The sequence below is a fragment of the Neotamlana sedimentorum genome (genome assembly GCF_000943565.1).
GTDB lineage: Bacteria > Bacteroidota > Bacteroidia > Flavobacteriales > Flavobacteriaceae > Neotamlana > Neotamlana sedimentorum.
Window position 1 is genome coordinate 24,820 of sequence record NZ_JTDW01000003.1, and the last position, 17,634, is coordinate 42,453.

At 34.3% G+C, this 17,634-nt stretch carries 19 protein-coding genes and 1 tRNA gene; 8 read left to right on the forward strand and 12 right to left on the reverse strand.

Features of this window, described 5'->3' with window-relative positions; genetic code table 11:
• Positions 1 to 41 precede the first annotated feature (41 nt).
• The 9 genes from PW52_RS04400 to PW52_RS04435 form a co-directional block, all read right to left on the reverse strand.
• Positions 42 to 806, reverse strand: a complete 765-nt coding sequence (locus tag PW52_RS04400; RefSeq protein ID WP_082050831.1) for a sulfite exporter TauE/SafE family protein — start codon at positions 804 to 806, stop codon at positions 42 to 44.
• Between the two features lie 32 nt (positions 807 to 838).
• Positions 839 to 1,291: a GNAT family N-acetyltransferase gene (locus PW52_RS04405; RefSeq protein WP_044631727.1), complete on the reverse strand. Its 453-nt coding sequence runs from the start codon at positions 1,289 to 1,291 to the stop codon at positions 839 to 841.
• A gap of 24 nt (positions 1,292 to 1,315) precedes the next feature.
• Positions 1,316 to 1,660, reverse strand: a complete 345-nt coding sequence (locus tag PW52_RS04410; RefSeq protein ID WP_044631728.1) for a DUF4286 family protein — start codon at positions 1,658 to 1,660, stop codon at positions 1,316 to 1,318.
• A gap of 2 nt (positions 1,661 to 1,662) precedes the next feature.
• Positions 1,663 to 2,175, reverse strand: coding sequence for a GNAT family N-acetyltransferase (locus PW52_RS04415; protein ID WP_044631729.1), 513 nt, complete (start codon positions 2,173 to 2,175; stop codon positions 1,663 to 1,665).
• Positions 2,176 to 2,177: 2 nt separating this feature from the next.
• The gene (locus PW52_RS04420) at positions 2,178 to 3,986 is read right to left on the reverse strand and encodes a tetratricopeptide repeat protein (RefSeq protein WP_044631730.1); all 1,809 of its coding nucleotides are present in this window, start codon (positions 3,984 to 3,986) and stop codon (positions 2,178 to 2,180) included.
• Positions 3,987 to 4,312: 326 nt separating this feature from the next.
• Positions 4,313 to 4,435: a hypothetical protein gene (locus PW52_RS17770; RefSeq protein ID WP_262509259.1), complete on the reverse strand. Its 123-nt coding sequence runs from the start codon at positions 4,433 to 4,435 to the stop codon at positions 4,313 to 4,315.
• Positions 4,436 to 4,580: 145 nt separating this feature from the next.
• Complete coding sequence (serS, locus tag PW52_RS04425; protein WP_044631731.1) at positions 4,581 to 5,852, reverse strand: serine--tRNA ligase; 1,272 nt, start codon at positions 5,850 to 5,852, stop codon at positions 4,581 to 4,583.
• Between the two features lie 77 nt (positions 5,853 to 5,929).
• Positions 5,930 to 7,246 (reverse strand): HTTM domain-containing protein, encoded by a 1,317-nt coding sequence (locus PW52_RS04430; protein ID WP_044631732.1) that lies wholly within the window; start codon positions 7,244 to 7,246, stop codon positions 5,930 to 5,932.
• Complete coding sequence (locus PW52_RS04435; RefSeq protein WP_044631733.1) at positions 7,239 to 8,174, reverse strand: bifunctional riboflavin kinase/FAD synthetase; 936 nt, start codon at positions 8,172 to 8,174, stop codon at positions 7,239 to 7,241. Before PW52_RS04435 ends, PW52_RS04430 begins: the two co-directional genes overlap by 8 nt.
• Before the next feature lie 61 nt (positions 8,175 to 8,235).
• Here PW52_RS04435 and PW52_RS04440 point away from each other — a divergent pair, with 61 nt between their 5' ends.
• Entirely contained in the window at positions 8,236 to 10,899 is a 2,664-nt protein-coding gene (locus tag PW52_RS04440; protein ID WP_052823379.1) for a zinc-dependent metalloprotease, read from the forward strand.
• Positions 10,900 to 10,907: 8 nt separating this feature from the next.
• Here PW52_RS04440 and pth read toward each other — a convergent pair whose 3' ends face one another.
• The 3 genes from pth to PW52_RS04455 form a co-directional block, all read right to left on the reverse strand.
• On the reverse strand, positions 10,908 to 11,534 hold the full coding sequence (gene pth / locus PW52_RS04445) for an aminoacyl-tRNA hydrolase (RefSeq protein ID WP_044631734.1): 627 nt from the start codon (positions 11,532 to 11,534) through the stop codon (positions 10,908 to 10,910).
• Positions 11,535 to 11,621: 87 nt separating this feature from the next.
• A complete protein-coding gene (locus PW52_RS04450; RefSeq protein WP_044631735.1) occupies positions 11,622 to 12,239 on the reverse strand; it encodes a 50S ribosomal protein L25/general stress protein Ctc in 618 nt (205 codons plus the stop codon).
• A 24-nt stretch (positions 12,240 to 12,263) separates the two neighbouring features.
• Positions 12,264 to 13,205 carry a ribose-phosphate pyrophosphokinase gene (locus tag PW52_RS04455; protein WP_044631736.1) on the reverse strand — a complete coding sequence of 314 codons (942 nt, stop codon included), beginning with the start codon at positions 13,203 to 13,205 and terminating at the stop codon, positions 12,264 to 12,266.
• A 230-nt stretch (positions 13,206 to 13,435) separates the two neighbouring features.
• On the opposite strand from PW52_RS04455, the gene PW52_RS04460 reads away from it, so the two are divergent.
• The 7 genes from PW52_RS04460 to mobB all read left to right on the forward strand — a co-directional run bounded on the left by PW52_RS04460 (position 13,436) and on the right by mobB (position 17,633).
• Entirely contained in the window at positions 13,436 to 13,681 is a 246-nt protein-coding gene (locus PW52_RS04460) for a GIY-YIG nuclease family protein (protein ID WP_044631737.1), read from the forward strand.
• Positions 13,682 to 13,749: 68 nt separating this feature from the next.
• Positions 13,750 to 13,831 (forward strand) — tRNA-Leu (locus PW52_RS04465).
• An 864-nt stretch (positions 13,832 to 14,695) separates the two neighbouring features.
• Entirely contained in the window at positions 14,696 to 15,040 is a 345-nt protein-coding gene (locus PW52_RS04470; protein WP_044631738.1) for a single-stranded DNA-binding protein, read from the forward strand.
• A 76-nt stretch (positions 15,041 to 15,116) separates the two neighbouring features.
• On the forward strand, positions 15,117 to 15,566 hold the full coding sequence (locus PW52_RS04475) for a JAB domain-containing protein (RefSeq protein ID WP_044631820.1): 450 nt from the start codon (positions 15,117 to 15,119) through the stop codon (positions 15,564 to 15,566).
• A gap of 11 nt (positions 15,567 to 15,577) precedes the next feature.
• A complete protein-coding gene (locus tag PW52_RS17680) occupies positions 15,578 to 15,775 on the forward strand; it encodes a hypothetical protein (RefSeq protein WP_044631739.1) in 198 nt (65 codons plus the stop codon).
• A gap of 434 nt (positions 15,776 to 16,209) precedes the next feature.
• Positions 16,210 to 16,590: a BfmA/BtgA family mobilization protein gene (locus PW52_RS04485; RefSeq protein WP_044631740.1), complete on the forward strand. Its 381-nt coding sequence runs from the start codon at positions 16,210 to 16,212 to the stop codon at positions 16,588 to 16,590.
• 11 nt (positions 16,591 to 16,601) lie between these two features.
• On the forward strand, positions 16,602 to 17,633 hold the full coding sequence (mobB, locus tag PW52_RS04490; protein ID WP_044631741.1) for a MobB family relaxase: 1,032 nt from the start codon (positions 16,602 to 16,604) through the stop codon (positions 17,631 to 17,633).
• Position 17,634 lies beyond the last annotated feature (1 nt).

Below are 17,634 nucleotides of genomic sequence, written 5' to 3' on the forward strand. Positions count from 1 at the left end.
GTTATACTAGTTTGTAGTTGTTCTTTTAATTTTGTTACAGCTTATCGAATAAATAACAGTATACCAGCAATGGCTGTAATTATTAAAATAAACTTTCTGTAGTTTACATTCGAAATAAGTTTAACAATATAGGCTCCTGTAAAAAAACCTATAATGGCGGCGGGAATAAGTACCGAATTTAAAACCAATGTTTCAACAGTAACGGTTTTCCAAACAAAAATGTGAAAGGGTAGTTTAAACAGATTTATTATAAAAAATAACCAAGCTGCGGTACCAATAAATTCATTTTTTTTAAATCGAATAGCTAAAAAATACACATTAGAAATGGGGCCTGCCAAATTACCAACCATTGTAGTAAAACCTGTTAAAAACCCCATGATGCCAGAGAAAAATTTATTGTTTGGCATATTGTTGTTTTGTAGCCGCTCTGTAAAAAGCATGATACCAACAGATATTAAAACGATGATTGCCATGAGCCGTTTAAAAACGATTTCGGAAATATCGTTACCAACCCAAACACCAACTAAAACGCCAACAATCATCCAGGGGATTAACTTTTTTATAATACTCCAATTGGCATGTTGGTTATAATAGGTTACGGCTAAAATATCTGCGACAATTAACATAGGAAGTAAAACTCCTGTCGAGGCTTTTTCGCCAAAAACAAAGGCCATAATTATTACAATAAATATGCTAATGCCTTTTAATCCTGCTTTTGAAACGCCTAAAATAAACACGGCAAAACTAATTGCTAGCCATTGTAAAGTCGATAAATTATACGATTCTAAAATTTCGATGTAAGTCAATATATGTTGTTTAAGAAAAAAATTAATATTGTTTAAAGTTGAAGCTTTAAACCTTCATGTGATGCCGTAAAACCTAATTTTTCGTAAAATTTTATGGCTTCGGGACGTTTTTTATCGGAGGTGAGTTGTATTAAAACAGCGCCTTGTTCTTTAGCGCGATTTATGGCCCATTTGAACATGGTTTTTCCATAACCTTTACCGCGATATTCTTGTTTTATATGCACCGATTCTATTTGCACGCGCAAGCTTCCTAAGCGATTCAAATATTGCAAAAAGGTAAGTTGAAGTGTTCCTATTATTTCGTTTAACTCGTTAACTACAACCATAAGTTCTTGGTTTTTGTCTTCGTCTATCCTTTTAAAAGCGTCGGTATAAACTTTGGGTAAAGGATTTTCGAAACGTTCGCGAGTTTTTCCCAATTTGTCATCGGCAAACATAGCAATTATTGAAGGTAAATCTTCTAAAGTAGCTTTTCTAAAAATCATAGCTTTTATGATTGATTCTTATATTTAATTTTGAGAAAATTTATTGGTGAAATTCACGGTAAATTCGTCTATTATTTCCAATTCGGTACGGAAGGCAAGCATTTTATCGGCGAACTTTCTTAACCCTTCACTACGCAATGTATCGGCATGTGAGTTGTAATAATCCTCTAGGTCTTCGCGCGAATTGGTACGGTATTGCACCGAGTAGGTAACACCACCCATGTCTTCTGTTACTAATACTTTGGTTAGTGTTGCGTTAGTAAATTTTCCAGTAGCTAAAACTTGTGGAATATGTTCCTGTTTCATCCAGTTTAACCACTCTTCGTGAATGCTTTCGTCTATGTTTGAGGTTACATTATATATGTACATAATTATAATTTTTTTGTAAATAACTCAAGTTCTTTTCCGTCGTTAAACGGAATAATTATTTTTTTAAATACAAATCCTAATTTACTTAATAGCTTAATTGAATTTTTGTTTTCTGCTTGTACAATGGCTAACAGCGCTTTTAAACCATGTTTGTTTTTAGCAAGTTTTATGACTTGCTCTGAAGCTTCAAAACCAAAACCTTTGCCTTCATATTCTGGTAAAAAGGCAAAACCTAAATCTACTTCTGGTAATTCTTCTCGTTTTATTAGTCCGCAAGTACCAATGGGTTTATGGTTTTCAGATTTTAAAAGCACCTTATAAAACCCAAAACCGTGGTTGTTATAACTTTGTAAATGCCCATTTTTTATGCGAATTTCGGCATCTTTTATGGTTTTAGTGTTTCTGTCTCCAATATATTTTATCCAATTTGGGGAATTTACTAATTCTAGAAAAAATGGCGCGTCGTTTAAAGTAAATTTTTCTAGTATTAATCGTTCTGTTTCGGCTACTTTCATCTTTAATTTATAGCATCGCCACGCAAAGCCCTAAAGCGTTTTCGGGCATCGACAAAATAAATACTATCGGCATGATTAAATATAATTTGCTCGTATAGTTGTTTTGCTTTTTCTGGTAAGTTTAGTTCGGTTTCGTAAATCTTGGCTAAATAAAAATAAGCATCGTCTACCAAAATGCCGTCGCGATAGTTTTCAATTAACACTTCGTAATTTACTTTGGCCTTATTAAATTCTTTTTTAAGCTCAAATAGTTGGGCTTGTTTAAATAAAGTTTGAGCAATTATAGGTTCGGTTTTATGGGCTTCTAAAATGTTATCGAGTAGCTGTATGGCTTCGTCGTTTCGGTTTTGAAACGCTAACAAATCGGCTTTGGCATAAATTTTTAATGCGGTTTGTAGCGAATCTTCATATTTATTATCGGTAATAAGTAATTTTAAATTTAAGGCATCGTTTGCAATTAACTGCGAGGTGGACGATTTTAAAATTTTAAGCTGAGATTCTGCCCATTTAAAGTCGCCTTTGTAATAACTTGTTTTAGCGACTTTAAACCGCGCTTCTTGCGATAAAGTACTGTTTTTTAAGTTGCGCTGAATTTGCGTATAATAAATTAAGGCTTGATTAAATTTTTCTTGCAACACCAAAATATCGGCGAGTTCTAACTTAACTCTAGCCGATTGAAATTTAGACAAAGGCAATTCGAGCGTGGTTTTTAATAGACGTGAAGCTTCATTCGTGTCTTGTAAATAAAAAGCCAAAAAATGCGCATAGGCTATTTTTAAACTTAAAACTTCTTTTTCTTGAATTACATCTGTTTCAGCAATCATTGTGCTGTTGTTATTTTGAGATAATAATTCTAAATATTTAGCTTTTATTGCAGGATATGCTTTAGGTTGTGCTTCTTTAATTTCTAATTGAAGAAGTTCGTGGTGTGCTTGTAATTTGTCTTCATTAAATTGGGATATCTCAATAAGGTATTTGTAAATATCTTTAGCGATTTCAGTATTATTTTCTCTAATGGCAATTTCAGCTAATTCTTTAATTCTGTCGGTTCCAATTGGTTCTCGTTTATAAATTGCCTTTTCTTGTATAAAAGCTTTTTCAAATTGTTTTTGTTTAATAAATAACCAACTTAAAAACTCGTTCCAAACTAATTGGGGCTGTTGCTGCATGTTTTTTAGCAGCATTTTTCTTAATAAAATATTATTATCATTAAAAGGGTCTTCGCTAATAAAATCGTTTATGGCTCGTTTTACATCGCGTGCTAAAGCTGGGCGTTTTTCGACATAACTTAAATAGCTAGCAAACATTTTTTCAATATTACCTTGTTCGCCATAAATTTGGGCTAATTGCAGGCTAAAATTATATTCTGGATTAATAATCATAGCCTTTTCGTAGGCTTCAATGGCTTCTTTTAATAAACTATGACTTTGAAAACTTCGGGCTACAGCATAAACATTACTGGCACGTTTATCTATGGCGCTTAAAGCTTCTTTATAATGTTTTTGTGCAGAAATAGTATCGTTTTTTAATTGAAAATTATAACCAAGTTCAACAATAAAAGCAGCGTATTTAATGCGTGTCATTAATTGGGTTAAAAAGGCTTCGGCTTCGTTGTACTGTTCTAATTGTTGGTGTGTAGATACTATTTGGTTAACAATTGTGATGTTTGATGGTGACTCTTTGTATAGTTTTTTATACTCAACTAAAGCTTTTTCGTATTCACCATTTTTAAAGTAGGCTTTGGCAATAACATCGTTTTGAGCAAAACCTAATGTTGTAATTAAAAGAAATAAGAAAACTAATAATCTCATAAGGTAAAGATAACAATTGTTGGTTTTACATACCGTTTAATTTACACTTTTAATAAAAAGTGCCCGATATGATATCGGGCACTTACCAACCAAAAATAATTTTCTATTAACGTTTCATTAATTGATAATCGATTGGGGACAGTCTTAAATTTCTATGGATTAAGAAATGACTATTTTGAAAAAAACTTGTGATTTTGTTTTAAGTCTATGTTTAAACTAAATAAAATGATGGATCTATTTTAAAACTAAAATGAAGCAGCATAAAATATGATAATGCGTTTTGGGTAAAAACGTTTAAACAAGATATAATAAAAATGAAGTAAGCCTTATTTACTTACTATAGCGGTTTTATTATCTTCAGATTTTACAATTTCGAAATCTGAAAACAACACTTTACTTGCTACTACAGCGAGAGCAACTAAAAGTATTATGCGTTTTAAATTTTTCATGGGTTAAGTAGGTTAACAGTTTTTGGTTAAGCTAACTTGATAAAAATTTTAAAAAACACAAAGAAACACACAATAAAATCGTTAAACAACGATTATTTTGTGCGTTTCATCGATAAAAAATTGATTTTGTCTTAAGATACTAGAACTAATCGATTATTTTAAAGCCAGTGTAAGGTTGTAAAACTTCTGGAATTTCTATACCATTTTCGGTTTGATAGTTTTCTAAAATACCAGCTAGTACTCTTGGTAATGCCAACGAACTACCGTTTAAAGTATGTGCTAATTCGTTTTTACCATCGCTATTTTTAAAACGTAACTTTAAGCGATTAGCTTGAAAAGTTTCGAAATTTGAAACCGATGAAATTTCTAACCAACGGTCTTGCGCTGTCGAGAACACTTCAAAATCGTAAGTAAGGGCAGAGGTAAACCCTAAATCGCCACCACATAAACGTAAAATGCGATATGGTAACTTTAATTCGTTTAAAATACCTTTTACATGTTCTACCATACCTGTTAAAGCATTGTATGAATTATTTGGATGTTCTACACGAATAATTTCAACTTTATCGAATTGATGTAAACGGTTTAAACCACGAACGTGCGCACCATAACTTCCGGCTTCACGACGAAAACATGGTGTGTAACCGGTAATACCAATTGGTAAATCGGTTTCGTTTAAAACAACATCGCGAAACATATTGGTTCCTGGAACTTCTCCTGTTGGAATTAAATATAAATTGTCGCCAGCAACGTGATACATTTGCCCTTCTTTATCGGGTAATTGACCAGTGCCAAAACCTGAAGCTTCGTTTACCAAATGTGGTAATTGATATTCGGTGTAGCCCGCTTCTGTATTTTTATCTAAAAAATAAGCAATTAAAGCACGTTGTAATCGTGCGCCTTTTCCTTTGTAAACAGGAAAGCCAGCGCCTGTAATTTTATTACCAAGCTCAAAATCTATAATATCGTACTTTTTAGCAAGTTCCCAATGTGGCTCTGCTTTATCGTATAATTTTGGAATATCGCCAGCTTCAAAAACAACTTCGTTATCTTCATCTGAGTTTCCACTAGGCACAATCTCGTTGGGTACATTTGGTATTTTGTACAACAATTCGTTTAATGCTTCGGCTTTAGTGTTTAAAGCTTCAGTTAAGGTTTTAGAGGCTTCTTTAAGCTCCGAAGTTTTTTCTTTTAAAGTATTAGCTTCTTGCGCTTTCCCCGATTTGTATAAGTTTCCTATTTCTTTCGATAAAGAGTTCGATTCGGCTAAAGTATTATCTAATTGTGCTTGAATACTTCGGCGTTCTTCATCAAATGTTAAAACATCAGCTATCATTTGCGCAGCATCAATGTTACGCTTTTTTAAACGCTCAATAATTAAATCTTTATTCTCTCTAATAAAAGGAACTTGTAACATGGGTTAAATTTTAAGTGACAAATTTAATGAAATACCCCAAGTAACGAAATATTTATGCTTTAGTTTATAAAGTAAAATTATTTGGGTTTCGATGGTAAAATCCAATCGCTATGTTTTAAAGCTTGCCACTCAACATTTGCTAAATCTACCTTAGGGTTTATAAACAATTTGTAGGGTTTGCGGTTTACACTAACGCGGCAAGTAACATATACTTCAATTTCTTGATTTTTTGCTTTAAAGTCCTGTTTTAAGTGTTGGGCGAATTGCCAAATAACATCTGGATTTATGGCTAATTTTCGCTTTTGTTTTTTGGTTAAATATTGGTTTAAATTAATTCTTATGCGCTCGCCAGTGGTTTTATTTTCTATTTGATAAGAAATTATACCGCTTTTAGAACGTAGCATCATGCGCCACGATAGGCGATGGCCTTCTTCGGTCCAGAGCACATCGTCTTTAAAAAAGTGATGGCGTAATGGTAACCCAATTTGTACAATAAAATAAATTGAAAATAGTGCTATAAAAAAATTATTGCTTTTTGGAATAATAATCTCATTTGAATTGTAAAGCGATTTTTTCTTTAAAAATAACTTTTGAATGGTTTCTGCTTCAAAGAAAAACAAGGTAAATGCTAAAGCTAAATACGGAAATATGCCAATTTGAAGCACAAACGAGTTGAACAAATGAAATATAATTGAAACTATAAAAATGAATTTTCTCGTGGGTTTAAATAGCAATAAAGGAACCACTAAGCCATCAAATAAAATACCACCATAAGTTAAAAAATAATGAAACCACTTTTGTTGAAGCAAAGGGCCAACCAACGGGTAATCTGCTTTTCCGCTCATTAAATTGGCAATAAAAGTGGTGTTTAACCAATCGGGGTAAAACTTAGCTACCGAAGCATAGGTGTAAACAATAAATAATTGCAAAACAATAACCCATTTGCACCATTGTGGCATGGCATTGCTTTTTATTTTAGGGTTTATTTTCGCGTCTATCGAGGCATATTTATGTGCTGGCATAAACACCATAATACTGCTAATTAAAATTAACAAATAGTAATGGTTGTTGTACGAGGTTTTTTGCATTAAATAACTCGCCGTCCACATAAGTGTAAAGCTAATTATGGCTAAACGGTATTTGTAGCCTAACATTACTAGCAAGCCAAAAATGCCCATTAAGGCGTAGTAAAAATACATGCCGTTTCCGGGAAGTGGCTGTAACCATTCGAAACCAATAAATGAAAATGTAAACTTAGGCGTTACCAAATTTATTTTTACCCAACCGGTAAAAATGGCACCAACCGACTCTAAAAAACACAGTAAACCAAAACACATTCGGAAAATAACTAAAGCCGAATTATCGATGTGTTTAAATAAAAACGATTTAAGCATTTTGAGCTGCTATAAATTGTAACGAGGTTTCTTTATCTTTTTTTAATTGCTGTGTTAAGGCTTCAACCGATTCAAATTTTTGTTCATCGCGAATGCGCTTTAACAGTTCAATTTGTAGGTTTTTGTTGTAAATATCGTTGTTGAAATTAAAAAAATGTACTTCAATAGTTTGGGTGTTTCCGTTTACAGTTGGGTTTACTCCAATATTCATCATACCATAAACTGTAGTATTTTCAATGACAGATTTTACAACATACGAACCTTGTTTTGGTATAATTTTATAGTCTTCAGAAATTAAAATATTCGCGGTTGGGAAATTTATGGTTTTTCCCAATCCTTTTCCTTTTGTTACTGTGCCGTTAAGCATAAAATTATAACCTAAATAATTATTTGCCGTAGTAATATCACCTTCAATAAGTGCTTTTCTAATTTTTGTAGAACTTACCGAAACATCGTCAATATCTTGTGCTGCTATTTCTTCCACTGCAAATCCGTAAGTTTCTCCAAATACTTTTAAGTTATTAATATCGGCATTTCGGTTGCGACCAAAGCGATGATCGTAACCAATAATTACTTTTTTAGCATTTAATTTATCAACTAAAATTTGTTTTACAAACTCTTCGGCCGATAAACGTGAGAATTCTTTAGTAAAGGTTTTAATTAATAAAAAGTCTAAGCCTAAACTATTTAAAATAGTATAACGCTCGTTTATGGTGTTTATTAATTTAATATTCGATTCTTTTTGCAATACCATTCTGGGATGCGGGAAAAAGGTAAGTACTACCGATTTTAAACCTTCCAATTTTGAGGTGTTTACAAGTTGCTTTATAATTTTTTGATGCCCAATATGTACGCCATCAAAAGTGCCAATGGTAACCACCGAAGGTTGATTAATTGAATATTTTTCTATATTTTTAGTTTGACTCACTTGGTTTAAAAGTCAATTATATTAAGATTTATTATATTTGGAGTAATTAATAGCCCCAACCATGAAAACAAATCTACGTTATGTTTTATCAATAGCAATGTTTTTGACGATTTTTTCGGCTTCAGGTCAAGCATTTTTTTTCAAAAAAGAGTCTTCGCAAAGTAAATTTTCTAATAATTTAAAATCGGTTACAAGTGGTAGTGTATATCAGTTTGATAATATGGCGCTTTCTCAATATTTACAAAAACAACATACTAGCTTAAATAAGGACACTGAGCTTGCCTTAATGTTACCAGATAGCGATGATAATTTAGTGGAATACATGGTTACAGAAGCCTCTGTAATGCATCCCGATTTGCAAGCTAAATATCCTGATATTAGATCGTACGTTGGGTATCAAACCAATAATCCTTCGGTTGTTGTGCGCTTTAGTTTATCTCCAAACAAAGGGTTTACTGGAGTGGTTTTAGGTGCTGAAAGTACGTTAACCATATCGCCAGACGAAGCTAATTCTAACTTAATTTCGGTTAAAACTAAACCTGATTTATTAAAGGAAAATAGTTTTTTATGTAAAACATTAGATAACCTTAAAAATCAAGCAACACAAAAAGTTGGCGAGCTTAAAGATGCCGACGATAGTCAAAAACGTACCTACCGAATTGCTATTTCGGTTACTGGTGAATATGCGGCATATCACAGAGGTACTTTAGCTGGAGTAAATGCTGCCTTAGCGGCAAGTTTAACCAATGTAAATGCTGTTTTTGAAAACGAATTTAATGTGTCGTTGCAGCTAATTGCTAATAACGACGATATTATTTATTTCGATGAGAATACAGATCCTTATTCAAATACTGGCAATTATTATAGTGAGTTAGCTAATGAGCTTGATTCCAAAATATTAGAAGCTAACTACGATGTAGGACATTTATTGGCTACATCTACTGGTTACGAGGGTGATGCCGGTTGTATAGGTTGTGTTTGTAATAATGGTGGTACCGTAGGAGTAAATCATAAAGGAACTGGGTTTACGGCAGGTTTAGAGCCGGGAGGAATTACTTTTGATATTGATTTGTTTGCACACGAATTAGGACATCAATTTGGTGCATCGCATACGTTTACATATGGGAGTAATGAAGGCTATAATTCGCATATGGAACCAGGAAGTGGTTCTACTATTATGGGATATGCTGGAATAGCAGGTTCTTACAACGTGCAAGGGAATAGTGATGCTTATTTTCATGCCATTTCAATAGAACAAGTAGCAACAACCATAAAAGGCACAAGTTGCGCAACCGTTACAAATACTGGAAATACAACGCCTACAGCAAATGCAGGCCCAGATTTAATATTACCTATTGGTACAGCATTTAAGCTAATTGGTTCGGGTAGTGATGCCGATGGCGATACGATAACATATTGTTGGGAGCAGTTTAACGAAAATAATGCATCAACTACATTTCCAAATTCAAACTCTACCAACTCAAACTCGGTGTTGTTAAGGTCCTTTGCTCCAACTATTAGTAATGTTAGGTATTTTCCTAATTTAACCGATTTGAAGTTTGGCATAGATGCTAATAAATGGGAAAAAGTACCAAATGTAAATAGAACGGTTGATTTTAGATTAACGGTTAGAGATAACAAACCAGGTGGAGCCAATAATACACACGACGATATGGTAGTAACTTTTAGTGCAAGTTATGGGCCTTTCGAAATTACATCTCAAAACACTTCAGGAATTGTTTGGTCTGGGGGTAGTACCGAAACCATTACCTGGGATGTAAACAACACAAATAGTTTATCAGGTGCCTCGAATGTAAACATATTATTGTCGACCGATGGCGGTATATCTTATAACGAAATAGTGAATAATGTACCAAACAACGGGAGTTATACACTAACGGTTCCTAATACGCCTTCGCCATATTGTAGAATAATGATTGAACCAACAAACAACAATTTTTTTGCAATAAATACCGAAGATTTTGCCATAGATTACAACGTAAACACTAATTGTACCACTTACAACTCTTCTCCAAATTTAAATTTAACAATTACAGATAATACAGATTCTTTTAGCCAAAGTAGTTCTATTTTTATTGGAGATACAGGCGTTATTGAAGATTTAAACATTGGTATTGATATTAGCCATGCATTCATTGGCGATTTGGTAATAGCTTTAACTAGTCCAGATGGCACTACAAAGTTGTTAAAGTCGTTTGATGACTGTTTTAGTGAAGACGATATGTTAATGGTTTTTGATGATAATGCGCAACCGTTAGATTGTAGCGATGCGGCAAGTAACAGATCATATGAATCTATAAGAAGCTTACTATCGAGTTTTAATGGTGAAAATTTAAGTGGAAACTGGACGCTTTCTTTAGGCGATTTTGGTAATGGAGATGTTGGGACTTTAAATTCTTGGTATGTAGAGGTGTGTGAAACTACAGAAACCGGATTAGATGTTGAAGATTTTGAAATATCGGGCTTAAAAGTTTACCCCAACCCTAATAAAGGTGAATTTACCGTGCAATTAGGTAATTCTGAATCGGATTTTTTAAACCTTAAAGTTGTTGATGTTAGAGGTCGGGTTATTTATAAAAACACCTTTGAAAATCGAGGTTATTTTAAAGAAAATATACAATTAAATACAGCTCAAACAGGTGTGTATTTTTTAAGTATTGACGATGGTAAAAACCAATCGATAAAAAAACTTATTGTAAAATAATAGTTTTTTTATTTACCATTAAAGGTGTTCATAGTATTATTTACACCAGCTAAAGCAAAGGATTTTATAAGTTCTACCGATTTTTCTAAGCGCTCTGTAAGTTGATTTTCTTCTTCGGTGGTCCAATCACCTAAAACATAATCTACTTGTCGGCCTTTGCTAAAAGCATCGCTAATTCCAAACCTAAAGCGGTTGTATTTTGTGGTATTTAGTTTAGCTTGAATGTCTTTTAAACCGTTATGTCCGCCGTCGCTTCCTTTAGTTTTTACTCGAATACTACCAAAGGGTAAATTTAAATCGTCGGTAATTACTAAAATGTTTTCTAACGGAATTTTTTCTTGAGTTTGCCAATACAAAACGGCTTTTCCGCTTAAATTCATAAAGGTGTTTGGCTTTAAAAAAATAAAGGTTCTGCCTTTTAGTTTAAAGGTTGTAAGGTCTCCAAGTTTTTTTGTTTCAAATGTTAGGCCTTCTTGTTTGGCAAAGAAATCTAAAACTTTAAAACCAATATTATGGCGCGTGTTTTCGTATTTCTCACCAATATTTCCTAAACCAACTATTAAAAATTTTTTCATAGGATTTTGTTCTTCTATGTCACTTTTTCTTCGGAATAATTTGTACAAAAACTGAAACATAAATAGTGTTTTTGTAAAAATAAAAAAGCATTCCGAATCTTAATAATTTCGATTCGGAATGCTTTATATTTTAATTTAAATCTGAGCTTATTCTGCAGCAGTAGCTTCAGCTTCAGTACCTTCGCCTTCAGCTTCATCTTCGTCATCATCAGCAACAGCTGTTCTAGACGTTTTAATTTGTGTAACTACAGTGTTATCAGAATGTAAGAACGTGTAATCTTCAGCAGGTAACGAACCAACATAAACTTTATCACCAATTTTTAAAGGTGTAATGTCTATTTCGATAAAATCTGGTAAGTTAGCTGGTAAAGCTTTAATACGAAGCTTTCTTAAGTTTCTTCTTAAAACACCACCGTTTTTAACACCACGAGAGTTACCTACTAATTGTACAGGAATATCAAGTGCGATTTCTTTATCATCAAATAATTGATAGAAGTCAACATGTAAAATTCTGTCGGTTACTGGGTGAAATTGAATGTCTTGAAGTACAGCATTTAAAGTTGTACCGTTGTCTAGCTCAATCACAACTGTATGCGCATTTGGTGTGTATACAAGTTTAGAGAAAGCCAATTCTGCCGCAGAGAAATGTACTGGCTTATCTCCTCCGTATAATACGCAAGGAACCTGACCAGCATTACGTAAGGCTTTTGTTGCTTTTTTGCCCACGCTTTCTCTTTGAGATCCATTGATTGTAATTGATTTCATTTTCTATTTATATTAATTATTAAATTACATTAAAAATTTTGAAGCAATAGATTGGTTGTTATGCACTTTGTCCATTACTTCGGCAAACAAATCGGCACAGCTTAAAACTCTAACTTTGTCGCTTAAAGGCTTTACTGGTATCGAATCTGTTACTATTAACTCTTCTAATTTAGAGTTGTTTATTTTATCGTATGCATCGCCCGATAATAGTGGGTGAGAACAAATAGCTCTAACACTTAATGCACCACGTTCCATCATCAAATCGGCTGCTTTTGTTAAGGTTCCTGCGGTGTCTACCATATCGTCTACTAAAACCACATTTTTTCCAGTAACATCACCAATTAATTCCATATGAGAAATAACATTGGCTTTAGCACGTTGCTTGTAACAAATAACCACATCGCTTTTTAAGGCTTTTGCATACGAATATGCTCTTTTCGAACCTCCCATATCTGGAGAAGCAATGGTTAAATTTTTTAGATTTAAGCTTTCTAAATATGGTAGAAAAATAGTAGATGCAAATAAATGATCGACTGGTTTTTCGAAAAAACCTTGAATTTGGTCCGCGTGTAAATCCATCGTTATAATACGCGTTGCGCCTGCAGCTTCCAACATTTTAGCAACCAATTTTGCTGCAATAGGCACTCTTGGTTTATCTTTTCGGTCTTGTCTTGCCCAACCAAAGTAAGGTAAAACGGCGGTTATATGTCTTGCTGAAGCGCGTTTAGCAGCATCAATCATCAATAACATTTCCATTAAGTTTTCTGGCCCTGGGTTGGTAGAACCAATAATGAAAATACGAGTGCCACGAATAGATTCTTCGTACGAAGGTTGAAATTCGCCATCGCTGTAGGTTGATGTAATTACATTTCCTAATTCGGCACCAAATGCCTTAGCTATTTTTTCGCCTAAGACTTTACTTTGCTTACATGCAAAAATTTTGGCTTCGGTAATAACAATAGGCATAGGTAACTTGTTGTTTTAGAGTGAGCAAACACTGCGTTATTTTTAACGAGCTGCAAATTTATACATTTATTTTAACCTAAAAAGTATTTAGTGGTTAATTTTGGCTTAAATATTAAAATTATATTTATTTTTGCAGACTAATAACCAAATTGGTTGTTAAAACGCTCAAGTGGCGGGATTGGTAGACCTGTCTGCCGACAGGCAGGCGCGCTAAGTTAAATATTTTATTAATGTATTATATTTATGCCATTGCAAGTGTTGAAAGAAACTACATTTATGTAGGAATGACCAAAAATCTGAAAAACAGATTAAAAAGACATAATTCTGGTTGGGAGAAAACAACTAAAGCTTATAGAACATTTAAGCTTATTTATATCGAGCCAGTTGGTTTAGATAGAAATGAAGCAAGGAAAAGAGAAAAATACTGGAAATCTAGTATTGGAAAAGAAAAGCTTCGAAAAAAGAGAGACAATTAAACCTCATTTTGCTCAAGTGGCGGAATTGGTAGACGCGCTGGATTCAAAATCCAGATTTGAAATTTAATGCCTCGGTGGCGGAATTGGTAGACGCGCCGGATTCAAAATCCGGTACTGCAAGGTGTGTGGGTTCGATTCCCACCCGAGGTACGAAAAAGCTTAGATGAAAATCTAGGCTTTTTTTATGCTCAGGTACAACATAGGTACAACATTTGGAGTTTTTGATTTATCTCATTTGAATTGTACGCTTTTGACTATTAATACTATTGAATCGTATTATTTGGGTGTCTGGTTAATAGTTTTTAATATGCCGTAATTGTTTTTATTCCCACTCAGCACATTCCCCTACATTCCAAGCCTGCCTGCTTAAAAAGTAGGCAACCACTTCATTTCGGGAAAAGAGCTTCACTACAAAGGTCTTGGACACCGTACCCGATTTCTACTTTCCATTTCGCTAACCCGATCCGCTAAGCTGGAACGGGACACTACATTCCCAATCCGAAATAGGGTACGAAGTCCGCTTTCTCATCGGAAAGTCATCACTTCGGTTTTCTTAACAGGATTTTCGGCATGGTCTTCTTGAGCCCTTACTCGAAAATCCTTAAAAACCGAACCGCTGTCTTACACATTTTAAGGGGTTTATAATGGATAAAGCCTTTGTTGTTTTTCGGGGCGTCGAAAAACAGGCACGACATAACCAATTCTAAAATAAACCCAGCCACTCATTTCGCTTAACTGTCGGTACGCTCAAATCGTAACCGGATTTATAAGAATTGCTAATGCCCTTATGGAACTTGTCAAGACTATACGAGTTTTAGTGTAAAATAAGGTTTCTACTTCCTTGAAAATCAAAGGATTTTACTACGTCGCAAACACACCTGATTTTGCCCTAAAAGTCTTGACAAAACCCACTCTATCCATTGTGCGGTGCACGAAAGAAAAGAACAAACACCCCTTAAAATTATATCTGTTTTAAATCAATAGGGGAAATATAAATCACTTAAATATTTCATTATGAGTACTATTAAAAATCACGTACAGTTAATTGGAAACGTTGGACAAGAACCAACCATTACGAACCTTGAAAGCGGAAAGAAAGTAGCCCGTTTTTCACTAGCCACAAATGAGTATTACAAAGACAGTAAAGACGAAAAACAAACGGATACGAATTGGCATACAATTGTAGCCTGGGGCAAGACTGCTGAAATCGTTGAGAAGTTTGTCGAAAAAGGCAAAGAAGTAGGAATCGCAGGAAAATTAAAAACCCGAACCTACACAACGGACGACGGAAACCAACGCTATGTTACCGAAGTGGTAGCGGATGAAATCCTTTTGCTTGGAAGTAAAGGCGATAAGTAAACCTAAAATTAAAGAGGGCGTTCCTCTGGAAAGTTGCGCCCTCTTTTCATTATTCAAATTTGAAAAATCCAAAACAATGAAAGCACAAGTTAATGAAATAAAAATCAGTTACAAAGGCGGGTTAAAATCTTCTATGTGGCATAAAATTAGTAGTTCAAAGGATGCAGCTGAACTACTGTATGAGGATTGGGATAAAGACACAATAGGCATACAAGAAACCTTTAAAGTCGTTCTTTTGAACAATAGCAATAAGGTAAAAGGGGTATATCAACTTTCGCAGGGTGGAATTACAAGCACTCAAATAGACCTTCGGATATTGTTTGCGGTTATACTAAAATCTTTATCAGTAGCTATAATTTTAACGCACAACCACCCAAGCGGAAAATTACAACCTAGTGATGCAGACAGGAGCTTAACGAACAAGATTAAAAAGGCATCCAAATTATTCGATATTACCATTCTCGACCATTTGATATTTGCGCCTGATGGCGATTACTATAGTTTTTCTGATAACGGAATTTTGTAAAATAAAAGGCTATGGTATATCTCAATTTTACAGACTTGAGCAAAGAGGCTCAAAACCGACTTTTGGAAACTTCCAAAGAAGATGTGAAACGAAAATTTGGGGATAGTATTCGCAAATACGTAACAGAAAATTATGGCTGTTTTGAAACAATGATTGAAGAAGAGGCACTTCGGAATTTATATTCCTACACCTACGTTTTCAATCCATAGTATTCAATAGAAATTAAACAGACACCTCTAAAATTTTAGAGGTGTTTTTTGTATGTAATCTATCCTACGTCAATAAAAAAACGTATCTTTATTTCGCTGAAATTCAGCATTCAAATTAAAGTAAGGTTATCCACTTTTCGACTTTCGCCGATACCCTTACATATCGAAAAATAACATATCGGAAAATCATTTTTCCTTGAAAATGGCAATTGGCTTTTTAGCCGGATTGTATGGATTTTTGTCACGCTTGCGCGTGACGAAAAGGAATAGCAAGAGGGTAACACGCTACGCGATGTTAAAAATTTCTTTTCATTTTTAAATAACTGATTATCAGTAATTTGAAAACATTTTAATTTCCTGACAATCAACGATTTGCGACAAACGGGCTGGAAACACCCATTTTTTGGGAAGATTTTGCGACAAATCGGCGAAATATGGACTCATTTATTGGCATCAGATTCAAAAAGGAAACAGCAAAACGTTTTCAAACATTCTCACGTACTTACTTTAAATCGCATACCGAGGCAATGTCCACGATGCTCGATTTTTTCTTCTACAATGAAATTTCGCCAAAGGAAAAATTAGGTCCAACTGGACGAACAATTGAAGCCAAATTACTCAAAAGAATCAATGCGGTCATTGCTATAATGCGTGACGTAGAAAAGACCCAAACCAAACCTACCGTAGCGATGATTCAATCCCTTTTTGAGAACGAGGAGCCAAGCAAAAAACCTTTGATAGTTGAAAAGAAATATGCCGAAGAAAAGAAGGAAGTACGCTTTCGTGAAAAGCGGGATCTAAAAAACGAACTCTAATTTTTTGAGCTATGTATATCACCATCACACCTCAAAAATTAGGAACAAATTACTCACAGAGTTCGGCGGATTTCGTAGGGTATTTAGAGAAAGAAAATCAAGGTTTGGAACAGCAGGATATGGAACATTTTTTCAATCAATATGGCGATGAGATTTCTGCTAAAGAGGTGGTCAAGGAAATTGATGGAAACACAGCAAAACTGAAAAAGAAAGAACCCAAGTTTTATTCGATTACGGTCAGTCCTTCAAAGTATGAATTAAGAAAACTTCAGGACAATAGTCAAGATTTAAAACGATACACCAGAGAGCTGATGAAGGATTATGCTGCATCCTTCAATCGGGAAATCAACGGACGACCTGTTACGGTTGATGATATAAAATACTTTGCGAAAATCGAGCATCAGAGAACTTTTAAAGGAACAGATTTTCAGATTAAAGAAAACCAACCGTATGCAACTAAAATACTTCAGCTCAAAACGGATATCCGTAATATTCAAGAGGGACGAGCTGAGGGAAATATTAAGAGTATGAAAAGAGAAATTGCTAAACTTGAAAAACAAGCACCGCACCAACAAAACGGAAAACGGATAACTCAGGGAATGAAAAAAGACGGCGAGCAAAGCCACATCCATATCATTGTGAGCCGGAAGGATGCATCCAATACGTTCAGCCTTTCCCCAGGTAGCAAGCACAAAGCTTCAGAAGTTGAGATGCACGGCAAGACTGTAAAACGAGGTTTTGACCGTGACACATTTTTCGCGAAAGCGGAACAAACCTTTGACAAGGCTTTTGATTATAAGCGCAACTACGCAGAGAGCTATAAAGCCAAAAAGACATTCGTCAAAAACCCAAATCTCTACTTTTCTGCTTTGATGAAACTGCCAGCCAATGAAAAGGCTTTGGCTTTTAAAATCATAAGCAAATCAGGATTGCCTGTTGTGCCGAGTATTCCAGTAAGTCAGGCGCAAATTGCGCTTCGTGTTTTCAAAAGATTAAGACGTGGCGCTGAAATAGCAATTAAATCAAGTTCCATCGGAATCTAAT

Excerpts from the sequence above, each read along its gene's own strand:
- PW52_RS04440 (WP_052823379.1), top strand. The coding sequence starts at position 8,236 with ATGAAAACAAATCTACGTTATGTTTTATCAATAGCAATGTTTTTGACG.
- PW52_RS04405 (WP_044631727.1), bottom strand. The coding sequence starts at position 1,291 with ATGATTTTTAGAAAAGCTACTTTAGAAGATTTACCTTCAATAATTGCT.
- PW52_RS04455 (WP_044631736.1), bottom strand. The coding sequence starts at position 13,205 with ATGCCTATTGTTATTACCGAAGCCAAAATTTTTGCATGTAAGCAAAGT.
- pth (WP_044631734.1), bottom strand. The coding sequence starts at position 11,534 with ATGTTTCAGTTTTTGTACAAATTATTCCGAAGAAAAAGTGACATAGAA.
- PW52_RS04460 (WP_044631737.1), top strand. The coding sequence starts at position 13,436 with ATGTATTATATTTATGCCATTGCAAGTGTTGAAAGAAACTACATTTAT.
- PW52_RS17680 (WP_044631739.1), top strand. The coding sequence starts at position 15,578 with ATGGTATATCTCAATTTTACAGACTTGAGCAAAGAGGCTCAAAACCGA.
- PW52_RS04420 (WP_044631730.1), bottom strand. The coding sequence starts at position 3,986 with ATGAGATTATTAGTTTTCTTATTTCTTTTAATTACAACATTAGGTTTT.
- PW52_RS17770 (WP_262509259.1), bottom strand. The coding sequence starts at position 4,435 with ATGAAAAATTTAAAACGCATAATACTTTTAGTTGCTCTCGCTGTAGTA.
- serS (WP_044631731.1), bottom strand. The coding sequence starts at position 5,852 with ATGTTACAAGTTCCTTTTATTAGAGAGAATAAAGATTTAATTATTGAG.
- PW52_RS04485 (WP_044631740.1), top strand. The coding sequence starts at position 16,210 with ATGGACTCATTTATTGGCATCAGATTCAAAAAGGAAACAGCAAAACGT.
- PW52_RS04430 (WP_044631732.1), bottom strand. The coding sequence starts at position 7,246 with ATGCTTAAATCGTTTTTATTTAAACACATCGATAATTCGGCTTTAGTT.
- PW52_RS04415 (WP_044631729.1), bottom strand. The coding sequence starts at position 2,175 with ATGAAAGTAGCCGAAACAGAACGATTAATACTAGAAAAATTTACTTTA.
- PW52_RS04475 (WP_044631820.1), top strand. The coding sequence starts at position 15,117 with ATGAAAGCACAAGTTAATGAAATAAAAATCAGTTACAAAGGCGGGTTA.
- PW52_RS04470 (WP_044631738.1), top strand. The coding sequence starts at position 14,696 with ATGAGTACTATTAAAAATCACGTACAGTTAATTGGAAACGTTGGACAA.
- mobB (WP_044631741.1), top strand. The coding sequence starts at position 16,602 with ATGTATATCACCATCACACCTCAAAAATTAGGAACAAATTACTCACAG.
- PW52_RS04450 (WP_044631735.1), bottom strand. The coding sequence starts at position 12,239 with ATGAAATCAATTACAATCAATGGATCTCAAAGAGAAAGCGTGGGCAAA.
- PW52_RS04410 (WP_044631728.1), bottom strand. The coding sequence starts at position 1,660 with ATGTACATATATAATGTAACCTCAAACATAGACGAAAGCATTCACGAA.